At 71.8% G+C, this 12112-nt stretch carries 12 protein-coding genes and 1 tRNA gene; 9 read left to right on the forward strand and 4 right to left on the reverse strand.

What is annotated here, in order from left to right; genetic code table 11:
- Positions 1-165: 165 nt before the first annotated feature.
- From tmk to MED15_RS10790, 6 genes are all read left to right on the forward strand, one after another.
- Positions 166-2265, forward strand: a complete 2100-nt coding sequence (gene tmk / locus MED15_RS10765; RefSeq protein ID WP_091397387.1) for a dTMP kinase — start codon at positions 166-168, stop codon at positions 2263-2265.
- Positions 2265-3527, forward strand: coding sequence for a DNA polymerase III subunit delta' (locus tag MED15_RS10770; RefSeq protein WP_112735484.1), 1263 nt, complete (start codon positions 2265-2267; stop codon positions 3525-3527). Before tmk ends, MED15_RS10770 begins: the two co-directional genes overlap by 1 nt.
- Before the next feature lie 121 nt (positions 3528-3648).
- Positions 3649-3978 carry a YbaB/EbfC family nucleoid-associated protein gene (locus MED15_RS10775; protein ID WP_007454690.1) on the forward strand — a complete coding sequence of 110 codons (330 nt, stop codon included), beginning with the start codon at positions 3649-3651 and terminating at the stop codon, positions 3976-3978.
- A gap of 1 nt (position 3979) precedes the next feature.
- Positions 3980-4285, forward strand: coding sequence for a type VII secretion target (locus MED15_RS10780; RefSeq protein WP_112725261.1), 306 nt, complete (start codon positions 3980-3982; stop codon positions 4283-4285).
- Entirely contained in the window at positions 4285-4965 is a 681-nt protein-coding gene (locus MED15_RS10785) for a hypothetical protein (RefSeq protein WP_112602142.1), read from the forward strand. The genes MED15_RS10780 and MED15_RS10785 overlap by 1 nt, the downstream gene beginning before the upstream one ends.
- Before the next feature lie 367 nt (positions 4966-5332).
- A complete protein-coding gene (locus MED15_RS10790; protein WP_112585777.1) occupies positions 5333-6172 on the forward strand; it encodes a PSP1 domain-containing protein in 840 nt (279 codons plus the stop codon).
- A 146-nt stretch (positions 6173-6318) separates the two neighbouring features.
- On the opposite strand, the gene MED15_RS10795 is transcribed toward MED15_RS10790, so the two are convergent.
- Positions 6319-8073, reverse strand: coding sequence for a metallophosphoesterase family protein (locus MED15_RS10795; RefSeq protein ID WP_309251482.1), 1755 nt, complete (start codon positions 8071-8073; stop codon positions 6319-6321).
- Positions 8074-8217: 144 nt separating this feature from the next.
- Between MED15_RS10795 and MED15_RS10800 the strand changes: the two genes are divergently transcribed.
- Positions 8218-8291 (forward strand) — tRNA-Thr (locus MED15_RS10800).
- Positions 8292-8552: 261 nt separating this feature from the next.
- Here the strand turns inward: MED15_RS10800 and MED15_RS10805 are convergent.
- From MED15_RS10805 to MED15_RS10815, 3 genes are all read right to left on the reverse strand, one after another.
- Positions 8553-9143, reverse strand: coding sequence for an HAD family hydrolase (locus tag MED15_RS10805; RefSeq protein WP_112735683.1), 591 nt, complete (start codon positions 9141-9143; stop codon positions 8553-8555).
- 241 nt (positions 9144-9384) lie between these two features.
- The gene (locus tag MED15_RS10810; RefSeq protein ID WP_167457636.1) at positions 9385-10260 is read right to left on the reverse strand and encodes a patatin-like phospholipase family protein; all 876 of its coding nucleotides are present in this window, start codon (positions 10258-10260) and stop codon (positions 9385-9387) included.
- An 84-nt stretch (positions 10261-10344) separates the two neighbouring features.
- Positions 10345-10989 (reverse strand): class I SAM-dependent DNA methyltransferase, encoded by a 645-nt coding sequence (locus MED15_RS10815; RefSeq protein WP_112699926.1) that lies wholly within the window; start codon positions 10987-10989, stop codon positions 10345-10347.
- Between the two features lie 71 nt (positions 10990-11060).
- Here MED15_RS10815 and MED15_RS10820 point away from each other — a divergent pair, with 71 nt between their 5' ends.
- On the forward strand, positions 11061-11468 hold the full coding sequence (locus MED15_RS10820) for a VOC family protein (RefSeq protein ID WP_112735488.1): 408 nt from the start codon (positions 11061-11063) through the stop codon (positions 11466-11468).
- Positions 11469-11499: 31 nt separating this feature from the next.
- Positions 11500-12051 (forward strand): DUF4240 domain-containing protein, encoded by a 552-nt coding sequence (locus MED15_RS10825; protein ID WP_244220431.1) that lies wholly within the window; start codon positions 11500-11502, stop codon positions 12049-12051.
- The last annotated feature ends 61 nt before the right edge of the window (positions 12052-12112 follow it).

The following is a 12112-nucleotide window of genomic DNA, read 5'->3' on the forward strand; positions in this document are numbered from 1 at the left end:
CCGGAGGTGCCCAGCGATGGGCCGGCACGTGGAGGTACGGCCATCGAAAGCCAGAACAGCGGCGAGTCGCCCGGCGTGTCGCGCTCGGGTGACCAGTCGGACAACGCCGCCAAGCAGCCCAACGGCGGTCAGGTTGATCCGTCCGGTTATGCCGCGATCCGGTCCGTGCTGCGCATCCGGCCGTTCCGCCGGCTGTGGATCGTGCTCGGCGCCGCCTCCTTCGGTGACTGGCTCGGCCTGCTGGCCACCGCCCTCTTCGCCGCCTCGCAGGTGCAGGGCAGCACCGCCCAGGGCGCCGCGTTCGGCGGGGTCACCGCGATCCGGTTGCTGCCCGCGCTGGTGCTCGGCCCGGTGGCCGGCGTCTTCGCCGACCGGTTCGACAGGCGCTGGACGATGGTCATCTGCGACCTGCTGCGCTTCGTGCTCTTCGCCTCCATTCCGCTCTACGCCCTCAGCGGCGCCGCGGGCGGCCTGGTGGTCGGCTGGGCGCTGATCGCCACCTTCCTGATCGAGTCGCTCACCCTGCTCTGGATCCCGGCCAAGGAGGCCGCGGTCCCGAACCTGATCCCGCGGGCCCGGCTGGAAGCGGCCAATCAGCTCACCCTGATCACCACGTACGGCCTCACCCCGGTGGCCGCGGCCATCGGTCTCGCCGTGCTCGACCGCGGTGTCAGAGGCGCTGTGGGCGGCGACCTACCCTCCTGGGCCGAGCCGGCCCAGCTCGCGCTCTGGTTCAACTCCTTCTCCCGGCTCGCCACCGCACTGGTGGTGGCGTTCGGGATCAAGGAGATCAGCGAGGCGCAGCGCGGCGAGGCGGAGCGTGCCGAGCAGAGCATGTTCCGGCAGTTCTCCGAGGGCTGGAAGTACATCGGTCAGACCCCGCTCGTCCGCGGCCTGGTGCTGGGCATCTTCGGCGCGTTCGCCGGCGGCGGCATAGTGGTCGGCACGGCCAAGTTCTTCGCCAACTCGCTGGGCGCCGGTGACGCCGCCTTCTCCCTGCTCTTCGGCGCGATCTTCGTCGGTCTGGCGCTCGGCATCGGGCTCGGCCCGATGGTCGTCAAGGAGATGTCCCGGCGTCGCTGGTTCGGCATGAGCATCGTGCTGGCCAGCGCCGCGGTGATGACCCTCGCCTTCGCCATCCACCTGTCCATGGCGATCGTCGGCGCGGTGCTGGTCGGCGCCGGCGCCGGGATGGCCTTCCTGGCCGGCACCACCCTGCTGGGTGGAGAGGTGGCCGACGAGGTACGCGGCCGGGTCTTCGCGGTGGTGCAGATCGGCACCCGGCTGGTCCTGATCCTGGCCATCGGGCTGAGCAGCGTGTTGGTCGGTGTCGGTGGCTCGCGCAAGCTGGAGATCGCCGACCTCGGCATCTCCGTCTCCTCCACCCGACTGCTGCTGCTCGCCGCCGGTGCCGCCGGCATCTTCGCCGGGATCAGCGCGTTCGGCCAGATGGACGACAAGAAGGGCGTACCGGTCCTCGCCGACCTGTGGGGCTCCATCCGGGGCCGTCCGCTGATGCCCTCCGAGCCGTTCGTCTCCGCCGGGCTCTTCGTGGTCTTCGAGGGCGGCGAGGGCGCGGGGAAGTCCACCCAGCTCACCGCGCTCTCCGAGCGGCTGCGCGGTCACGGCCGAGAGGTCGTGGTCACCCGCGAGCCGGGGGCCACCGGTGTCGGCCGGCGAATCCGGTCGCTGGTGCTGGACACCTCCGGCGACGACGCGCCCTCCCCCCGGGCCGAGGCGCTGCTCTACGCCGCCGACCGGGCGCACCACGTGGCCACCGTCGTCCGGCCCGCGCTGGTCCGGGGCGGCGTGGTGATCAGCGACCGGTACGTCGACTCGTCCCTGGCGTACCAGGGCGCCGGCCGGACACTGCCCGTCGACGAGGTCTCCTGGCTCTCCTCCTGGGCCACCGGTGGGCTCAAGCCCGACCTGGTGGTGCTGCTGGACGTCGAACCGCGCACCGGTCTGTCCCGGGTGGCCTCGCGCAACACCGGCACCGACCGGCTGGAGGCCGAGTCGGTCGCCTTCCACGAGCGTGTCCGGTACGCGTTCCTCGACCTCGCCGCCGCCGACCCGAAGCGCTACCTGGTGCTGGACGCGTCCCGGCCGGCCGACGAGATCACCGGGCTGGTGGTCCGGCGGGTCGAGGAGATGCTCGGCAAGCCGGGCGGCATCGTGCACCCGCGGCCGGCGCAGGGCCCGGACACCTCGGTGCAGCCTGAGTTATCCGACGCGGAGCTGGTGACGATGGAGCACAAGACCTGATGCCGGACGTCTTCGCCGACCTGGTCGGTCAGGACGAGGCGGTGGTCGAGCTGCGGCGCGCCGCCGCCGCGGCAGCCGCCGTGCTGCGTGCTGGCGTGGCCGCGTTGGTCATCGCCGGCCCGGCCAGCGGTAACGAGTCCGCTGCCGACGACGCCGCGACCGGCGGGGTGGATCCGTCCGCCGGGATGACACACGCGTGGATCTTCACCGGCCCACCCGGCTCCGGCCGCTCGGTCGCCGCACGGGCGTTCGCCGCCGCACTCGAGTGCGTGCACGGGACCGGCTGCGGCGAGTGCCCCGGCTGCCACACCACCATGGGCGGCACCCACGCCGACGTGCGGATGGTGGTGCCGGAAGGACTCTCCATCGGCGTCGGCGAGATGCGCGCCCTGGTGCTCCGCGCGGCCAGCACCCCGTCCGGCGGGCGCTGGCAGGTGGTGGTCATCGAGGACGCCGACCGGCTCACCGAGGCCGCCGGCAACGCGCTGCTCAAGGCGATCGAGGAACCCCCACCGCGGACGGTCTTCCTGCTCTGCGCTCCGTCCACCCACCCGGACGACATCTCGGTGACCATCCGGTCGCGCTGTCGGGTCGTACCCCTGCGGCAGCCGCCGGCCGACGCGGTGGCCGAGGTGCTGGTTCGTCGGGACGGCATCGCGCCCGACGTGGCGCAGTGGGCGGCGGCGGCCGCGCAGGGCCACGTGGGTCGGGCCCGCCGGCTGGCCCGCGACCCGGAGGCCCGCAAACGACGCGAGGCGGTGCTCGCGGTGCCCCGCCGGTTGACCGGTGTCGGCGCGGCGTTCGACGCGGCGTCGGCGCTGATCGAGGCGGCCGAGGCGGAAGCTGAGGCGTCGGTCACCGAGGCCGACACGACCGAGCGGGCGGCACTGGAGACGGCGCTCGGCGCGGGCGGCACCGGCCGGGGCGCGGCCGGCGCCATGCGAGGCGCTGCCGGGCAGCTCAAGGAGCTGGAGAAGCGGCAGAAGTCCCGGGCCACCCGGGCCCAGCGGGACGCACTGGACCGGGCGCTGGTCGACCTCGCGGGCTTCTACCGGGACGCGCTCACCATGGCGCTGCGCGCGCCCGTCGCCCCGGTGCACACCGACACGGCCGCGCTGGCCGGCACCGGCGCGCAGAAGTGGGACGCCGAGGGGTCACTGCGCCGGTTGGAGGCCGTGCTCGCCTGCCGTGCGGCGATCGAGGCGAACGTCAAGCCGCGGATCGCGGTCGAGGCGATGATGCTCGCCCTCTGGAAGGGCTGACCCGCGCTTCCCGGCGTTGTCCACAGGCATCGACAGGCCCGATTGCGGTGCGGTACGGTCCCTGTGCCGTGGTGACGGTGGCACCACACTGAGTGATGGATCACCCGGGAGGAGTCGGCCGATGCCGCGGGGGGAGATCGACGAAGCCTGGATCGAGGAGGCGGTGCGACGCTACCGCCGGATCGAGTCCCTCCAGGCCGAGTTCGACCAGGCGGTGTCGACCGTTGAGGTGACCGTCCGCTCGCCGGACGGCCTGGTCGAGGTGGTGGTCACCGCCGGTGGACGGATCACCGACGTCCGGTTCCTCGGGCCGCTGCACACCCGCAGCCCGCGCGACGTGGCCGGTTCCGTGCAGGCCGCGGTCACCGCGGCGGCCGATGCCGCCGAATGGGCCCGGGAAAAGCTGCACAACGAGACGTTCGCCGCCTACCGACCGCTCGCGGGGGCCTGAGATGGACACACTGCGCGCGCTCTCCGCCCGACTGGACGAGGCGAGCGCCACGCTCACAGTCGTTTCGCACACCGTCACCGCCAGCGATCCGGCCCAGGCCGCGTTCGGCGCCGACGCACCGGGCCGCCCGGGCGAGATCGGTCGGGCGCTGCACCGGCAGTGGACCACCGCCACCGACGACCGGGCCCGGGAGGCCCGCGCCGCGGCCGGTCGACTGGCCGCCGCCGCGGCGGCCGTGCGGGAGGCCGCTGACCGCTACGCCGAGGTCGACCGGGCGGCCCGCCGCCGGCTCACCGGGGAACCGTGATGGATGCGCTGGACCGGCTCGCCGAGCCCGGCCTCGACCTGCTCCGCCGGGTGGACAGGCTGATCGCGGCCGGCGTCCCCGAGGGGCACCGGGTCTGGCCGCTGCTGCGCCGCATGCAGGTGCTGCCGGGCGACGCGGTCCGCGGCTTCCTCGACCTGCACCCGGTGCCGCTCGCCAGCGCCGGCCACGCGGTGCGCCGGCTCGTCCGGGGGTACGACGACGTCTCCGCCGCGCTCACCGACTCGGTGCTCTGGTCCGGTCCGGCCGCCACGGCGTACGGGCAACAGCGGGCGGCGCTGCTGCGTCACCTCGACGAGGGGCCGGACAGCCTGGTCGGGCGACTCGAATCCACAGCCGGTTACGCCGACGCCCTCGCCGACTGGGTGGAGGGCAGCCGTCTCGCGCTGGCCCGCACCCTGGCCGACGTGCTCCGCTCGGCCGAAGCCGTCGCCGTGGTCGCCGCCACCGCCACCGGTGCGTCGATGCGCCCCGGGCCGGTCGGGCCCGGTGCGGCCGACGCCGCCGAGATCGGCGCACGGGTGCTGGCGGTGCTCTGCGTCGCGTACGACGGTGCGGAGACGCTGCTGCGTCAGTGGGCGCCGAGCCTGGCCGAGTCCGCGTGGCGTCCGCCAACGGACGGACGACCCCGTTACGACCAGCCCACCCGGGTCGGCTGGTAACCGAGCCCGGCCCTCCGGTCGTGCCCGGGTCCCCGGGACCTCTGGCTGCGGTCGCGTCACCTCGGATTCGGCTTCCGGCCGTGGCTGCGTTGCCTCGGACAGCCCACGGCGTCGCTCGCGGGCGCCTGACCTGAGCCGGCGCCCACGGCGACGCCGTGGTCTTCCCCCTGCACCCCCCGCAGGTCTGCCTCCACTCAACGCCGCCGAGGCCCGTCTTGTCTCCTGCCCGGCCCCGGATTCAACCGTCCGGGCGAGCAGCAACGGCACGACGGGACGCCCGGCAATAGGTCAAGTCGACCGTCATGAATGCCAGCGGGGCGTAGCCGGCCGGTGCGCCTTGCGCCGTGACCCGTCGTAGGGTGGGGGGATGGGCATGCTCTGCGCGGTCAGCTTCAACCGGTACGGGCGGCTCTACTACCTCGACCCGGGCGAGTTGCGTCCGCAGGTGGGCGACCGGGTGCTGGTGCCCACCGATGACGGGCCCGAGGTGGCGGAGTGCGTGTGGGCCGCGCAGTGGGTGACCGAGGAAACCGACGGCTTCCCCCGCCTGGTCGGGCTGGCCGGCGACGACGACCTCCGCCGGGACGAGGCGTTGCGTCGGCGCAAGGCCGAGGCGAAGGTGGCCGCGAAACGGCTGATCCGCTCGCACGGCCTGCCGATGAAGGTGGTGGCGGTCGACCATGTGCTCGGCTCCGCCGAGAGCGGCGGCGAGCGCAGCACCGTGTACTTCACCGCCCCGCACCGGGTGGACTTCCGGTCCCTGGTCCGCGACCTGGGCGCGACCCTGCACTGTCGGGTGGAGCTGCGTCAGCTCTCCGCACGCGACTCCGCGCGGGTGCAGGGCGGCATCGGCTCCTGCGGTCGGGACCTGTGCTGCGCCACGTTCCTCACCGACTTCGAGCCGGTGACCATCCGGATGGCGAAGGACCAGGACCTACCGCTCAACCCGTTGCGCATCTCCGGCGCGTGCGGTCGGCTGATGTGCTGCCTCAAGTACGAGCACCCGCTGTACCAGCGCTTTCAGGAGACCGCCCCGGCGGTCGGCAGCCGGGTCTCCACCCCCGAGGGTGACGGCCGGGTCGTCGGCCACAGCGTCCCGAGAGACGCGGTGACGGTACGCCTCGACGCCGACGGCTCCCGCTGCTCCTGCTCCCGAGCCTCCGTCTGCGCCCCCCGCCAAGCCCACGACCAGCACTACACCCCCTAACCCCGCCCCTTCCCCTTCCTGCCCGGCCCCCTGGCCCCGGCTCCCTCCCGCCGCCAGCCCAGTTGATCAAGAGGTTTGCGTCAGGATTCGGGTCCGTCGTGACGCAAACTTCTTGATCAACTTGGTTGTGGGTGGGGTGGGGTGGGTTAGCGCAGGACTGTGGGGGGTTCGGTTAGGTGGGGGGTTAGGGGGGACTTCGGGATGAGCCAGCTCTGGGTGGGGGACTGGTCGGGGTTCACCTGCCAGTCGCGGGCGACCCGGTCCACCCCCAGCGGGTAGATGGTCAGCGTGCCGTCCGGGTCGATGCGCAAGCGCAGGAACGACTTGGAGTCCTCGATGCCCTGGCCGGCGAAGAGTTCATTGACGTTCACTCCGAAAGAGCCGGCCACCAGCAGGTACGCCGCGACCAGTTGGCTGGCGACCAGACCGATCACCGGCCCGTAGAGCACCGCCGCGGCGACCGCCGGCAGCGGCCACGGCCAGTCGTAGAACGGCAGCGCCAACCAGACCCAGGTGCCGGCAGCCCCCAGGGCCACCTGCGCCACGCCGTGGCCGACGCCGAGGATCCAGTGCCGCGCGTGGCGTTTGCCGCTCGCGCTCGGCGGCTTGGCGAACAGCGCTGCCGCGATCACCGTCACGAGCACCATCACCACCAGCGGGACGCTGAACAGCCGCTGGTTGGTGCTGTCGGCCCAGTTCGCCGTCGCACCGGCCATGGCCAGCATCAGCAGGGTGTGCAGGGTGCCGAGCAGCGTCGTGAAGCCGGGATTGCGCAACGGCAACCGGGGGAAGATGCCCCAGCCGTAGCGGCGCGACCGCGCGGCGTCCGGGTAACGGGCCACCAGGTCGTACGGCTGGGCGGAGCTGGCCTTGCGGGCCAGCGTGTCCCGCGGTGGCACCTCGATGCGCTCCGGCAGCTTGTGCGTGGGGTAGAGGTACGCGCCGCCGCCACCGCAGGTGATCAGCTCCCGGTCCGGCCCGGAGTAGCGGGCGTAGTGGTGCAGGTCGCCCGAGAGCAACAGCCGCACCCGCGCCCCGGTCGGGTCGATGATCGTGCGGATGAAGTAGTCGATCGAGTCGTACGCCGTGGGGTTGTCGGCGGCCTTGACCCAGGTCGGCGCCGGCGCCGCAATGATCACCTTGGACTCCGGCCCGAGCTGCCGGGCCACCTCGTCGAAGTAGGCCAGCTGCGGGTCGTCCAGGTACGAGCCGGACTGGTCGTCCACGCCGAGCAACCACCAGTCGGCCGGCAACTCCACAGCGAAGTACGAGCGGGACTGCCCGGTGCCCCAGCCAGCAAAGTTGCGGTCCCGCGAGCGGACGAACAACCGCAGGAAAGCGGTGAGACCGTCGTACCAGTCGTGGTTGCCGGGCACCGCGAAGAGCGTCGGCTTCTCGGCCGGCGCCACCGGCAGGGCGGCCTGGTACGGGCCCTTGCACCGGTCCTCGTACGCGGCGTAGGCCGCCGACGGGTACACCTGGTCGCCGCCCATCACCAGGGTCTGCGCCCGGGGCAGGCGGTGCCCGTCGACGGTCAGCTCGGGTTGCGCCAGCAGGTACGCCACCGAGTAGGTGGCGTTGAAGCCGTCACCGAGGTCGGCCACGTAGTCGAGCCACAGGCCGCCGTCCGGCCCGACCTGGTGGAAGATGCCGTCGCCGAACGCGTTCTGCAACTCGCGCTTGTCGAGGTACGCCCCGAAGAGCACCGCCAGCAGCGTCCGGATGCCGGTGCTGATAAGCAGGAACGGCGCCAGCCACGGCACCGGCTTGCGCGGTGTGAAGCCCAGCTCCAGGGGGTCGGTGCTACGCGGCCGATGGGCGGCGCGTTCACCGGCCGGCGCACGGCCAGGGCGTTCGGTGGGCTCGACCTGACGTTCGGGGTGGTCGCGTTCGTCGCTCACCCGCCGCAGCGTAGTCCCGGACCCGATCATCCGCTGTCCGGTAAGCGTCCAGATGGCGGCCGATGTCCGGTTGGTGCTGGCCGGTGCGACGGGGGTATCCCGTTCGGTCGGTGCCGCCGGGGTGCCGTACACTTGCTGATCGTTGCCGCCTTAGCTCAGTCGGCTAGAGCGACGCACTCGTAATGCGTAGGTCGACGGTTCGATTCCGTCAGGCGGCTCGGTACAGAAGCCCAGGTCATCGACCTGGGCTTCGCCGTTTCCAAGGTCCGCGACACCGCCGCCGGACGTGCCCGAGCATCCGCCGCACCGCCTTGACGTTGGCGCCTCATTGGACCGGTTTCGGAGATGACGGGTGACCCATTCCCCGCGTGCCTGATCCTCTACGCCACCTGGTCGGCGTCAAGGCCGCTGCGCGTCGGCACGCCGATGGCCTACGGCCATACTTGACGCCGACCGGGCGACGCCCGCATTGTCCGCGCTCACGTGGCCAGGAGCCTGTCCAGTGCAGCGCCCAACTCAGCGGCGCCGCTGAACCGTATCGCGGTGATGCCCAGCTCCTGGGCGCCGGCAACGTTCGCGGCCTTGTCGTCGATGAACACCGCCTCGCTCGGGGCGCTGCCCATCAGGTCAAGTGCCCGGTTGAACACGCCCGGATCGGGCTTGGTGCCTCCAAGCCGACAAGAAAAGAGCAGGGCATCGAAGCGGGAGGCAACCTGGGGGAGCATATTCGGGAGCGCATCCAGAAGCAGCGGATCATTGTCCGTGAGCAGGGCCGTTCGCAGCGGGCGCAAACTCTCCACCAGTTCCAACACCTGCGGATCCGGCTCGAAGGCACGGCACCAGATCTCCTGGAGCGTCGCGAGATCCCCCCGGTATCCCAGACCCTCCCGAACCGTGCGGTGGATCTCCGCCGACGAGCCGAGGCCGCGATCCCACCGGTCGATGAGCCCGGACGCGTACAGCACGCTCTCGACCTGCTCGGCACTTACCCCACACGCCTCACCGAGAGCGGCCAGTCGCCGCTCCGGACGGAACCGGCAGACCACGCCTCCGAGGTCGAAGAAGATCACCTTTGACGGCATGCGCCGACGATAGCCGCCCCGCCGCATGCAAGAAGGTGGGCGCCGACCGGGACATCGCGGATGCTGCCGAACCACCCCGGAGTGGTCTTGGGAGTTGACGGATCAGACGGTCGGCACCGGTCGGTCGTACAGCCATCCGTACAGCCAAGGACAGCGGCGGTGGCTCCGGTGGGCGGGCTCGGGGTTCGCCTCCGTCGTCTTCGGACCCGGAGGTCCCGGTGCGGGGGTGTCAGCCTCGCGCTTCCCGTCCCGGCGTTGTCTCCGCAAGTGCGGCGGCCACCCGGGGCGCCTCGCGTCGGCCCTGCTCGCGGGCTGCGGCCACGAGCGCCGGCACGACGGAGCGGTCCATCACGGTGGTCCCCTGCGCTCGTTTGGAGGCCGGGTCCCGGAGCAGTAGCTCCACCCGGCGACCCGTTCCCAGCGCGGCTCGCTGCTTGTCGATGCGCGCCCAGGGCCCGATCGCGGCGGTGCTCGGCGCGAGGGCGATGACCGGGCCGTTTCCGGGGGCGAGGTCGAGGTTGAGGGTCGACCGCATGCCGCCGTCCATGTAGCGGCGGTCGCCGATGCTGACCGGGGCCGCGGAGATCGGCATGGCGCAGCTCGCGGCGACGGCGTCCACCATTGGGACGCCGTCGTGCCGGGTGATGGTGCGGCTGGCGCCGGTCCCGGTGTCGACGACCACGATGCGAAGGTCCACGTCGTCCGGCCAGGCGTGGTTGGGCAGTCGGGCTTCGGCTGTCCGACGCTGCCGGGACGGGTCGTCGATGCGGGCGGCGAGGGCGAGTCGGCCGAGGCGGCGAGCGGCCTGCTCGGGGCTGCGCGCGAACAGTTGTGCCCGCGCGAGCCGAAGCAGGTGGAGAAGGCCCGGTGCGGGTGAGGTTTCGTGGGCGAGACCGCCGCGCTGGCGCTCGAAGAGGTCCGCGAGTGGAGTGCCGCTGGCGAGCTGAGCTCCGACAACGGCACCGGAGCTGGTGCCGATGAGGACGGCCTCCGGGGCGACTGTCACTCCCTCGTCCGCGAGCCCCGTGAGGATGCCGACCTCCCAGGCGATGCCGGCCACTCCACCGCCACCGAACACCCAGACGGGCCGCGCGTCGTCCGTCATCGGTCGCCCCATTCGAAGTCGAATACTGCAAACGCTGTACGCAGTTTAGGCTAACAGTGGCGAGGAAGGATCGACAACGGGCGATCAGGGCTCGCGCCGCCCGACGAGGATGCCGCCGAGCCGGCTCTCCGGCGAGACAACGGTGGTCTGCGAGTCGACAGTGAATCCGCTCTGGCGCAGCCAGGCGGCCACCTGGGCTGGCTGCCGACGATGGACGTGCACGTTCATCGGATGCCCGCCGTAGCCCTCTGTCTTGAGGGTCGTTTCGTCGCCCACGTGGAAGCCGAGCAGCAGCGGGCCACCGGGGCGCACCACCCGCCGGAAGTGGGCTAACACGACGTCGATCTGGTCGTCGGGGATGTGGATGAGGGAGTACCACGCGACCAGGCCGGCGACCGAACCGTCGGCCAGTTGGAGGTCGGTCATCGAGCCGACCTCGAACCTCAGCTCCGGGTGGTCACGGCGGGCCACGGCGATCATCCCGGGCGAGAGATCGACCCCGAAGGCGTCGACGCCGAGCGTGTGCAGGTGGGCGGTGATTCGCCCCGTCCCGCAGCCCACATCCGCGACCGGCCCGCCGCCGGCACCCTGCACGAGCTCGGCGAACGATGCCAGGGCGGCTCGTTCGTACGGTGCCTCCGCCAGGAGGTCACGTACCAGGTGCGCGTAGCTGACCGCGACCGTGTCGTAGGAGGTGCGGGTCGCTGTCAACCAATCGTCTACGGTCACAAGTCCAACGCTAATTCAGCGACACACTGATGCCTGATCTTGCCGGACCGACAGTTTGGAGGCGTCTACCCATGACTTCCGCAACGGTGACCGTGAGTCTGCCCATCGCCGATCGGGCCACCTCCTACCGCTTCTATCGCGACGGGCTCGGCCTGGACGCCGTGGGCGAGTTGGCAGACGATGGCATCCCGGAGCCGTTGCAGTTCGTGGTCAACGACGGGCTGCGGCTGATGCTCATCCCGACCGGCGGCTTCGGTTGGGTTATCGGCCGACACGAGGTCGCCCCGAGGGGTCAGAGCGAATGCCTGCTCAACCTTGGTGTCGCTGCGCCGGCCGAAGTGGACGCGTTCGTCGAGCGGGCGCGCGCTGCCGGCGCCGAGATCATCACCGAGACGGCAGAACAGCCCTGGGCGTACGCGGGCGTCTTCGCAGACCCGGACGGTCACTTGTGGATGGTGTCCGCCGATTCGGGGTCCTGAAACCGTCGGTGGTGGTGGTTGCGGTCCGACGGTGACCGTGACCACTGATGCCCCTGGGACGCTGCCCACCCCCGCCGACGAGGCCCGGCTGTGGGCACTCATCGAGGCGGCCTGGGCCGAGTTGGGCGCCGAGCCCTTGGCGCTGAGGCAGGCCCTCGTCGAGCGCGACCCCGCCGGCGACAACGGCGACGACGACGGTCCCTCCTACGCGATCGACGCCTGGCTTGATGCCTTCCTGGACCACCTCGGGCAGTTGACCGTCGAGCTGACCGGGCAGGAGTTGACGGATCTCGACCGGGTGGTGGAGCGCAAGCTGCACGACATCGATCGGGAGGACATCCACGAGGTGACCGACGGGTCGGACGACGGCTTCCTCTACGCCCGGGGTTTCATAGTGGCCCTGGGGCGGTCGTACTACGAGGCGGTCCGCGCCGACCCCGCGATGGCGTTGCTGGACGCCGACTGCGAAGGCATGTGCTACTTCTTCGCGCACCTGCACAACGACCGGTTCGGTTCGTGGCCGGAGACCGGCTCGGGGATCTCCCGCGAGTCGTTCGGCAACCCGGCCGGCTGGTCGGCCTGACCGGGAGCCCGGCGAATCAGTCACTGTCGTGTTGCCGAGGTGGGGCTGCCTCCGTCGCGGC

Origin of the sequence: Micromonospora noduli (genome assembly GCF_003264475.1) — a bacterium.
Taxonomy (GTDB): domain Bacteria; phylum Actinomycetota; class Actinomycetes; order Mycobacteriales; family Micromonosporaceae; genus Micromonospora; species Micromonospora noduli.

Excerpts from the sequence above, each read along its gene's own strand:
- MED15_RS10820 (WP_112735488.1), top strand. The coding sequence starts at position 11,061 with ATGACTTCCGCAACGGTGACCGTGAGTCTGCCCATCGCCGATCGGGCC.
- MED15_RS10785 (WP_112602142.1), top strand. The coding sequence starts at position 4,285 with ATGGATGCGCTGGACCGGCTCGCCGAGCCCGGCCTCGACCTGCTCCGC.
- MED15_RS10790 (WP_112585777.1), top strand. The coding sequence starts at position 5,333 with ATGGGCATGCTCTGCGCGGTCAGCTTCAACCGGTACGGGCGGCTCTAC.
- MED15_RS10780 (WP_112725261.1), top strand. The coding sequence starts at position 3,980 with ATGGACACACTGCGCGCGCTCTCCGCCCGACTGGACGAGGCGAGCGCC.
- MED15_RS10810 (WP_167457636.1), bottom strand. The coding sequence starts at position 10,260 with ATGACGGACGACGCGCGGCCCGTCTGGGTGTTCGGTGGCGGTGGAGTG.
- MED15_RS10775 (WP_007454690.1), top strand. The coding sequence starts at position 3,649 with ATGCCGCGGGGGGAGATCGACGAAGCCTGGATCGAGGAGGCGGTGCGA.
- MED15_RS10770 (WP_112735484.1), top strand. The coding sequence starts at position 2,265 with ATGCCGGACGTCTTCGCCGACCTGGTCGGTCAGGACGAGGCGGTGGTC.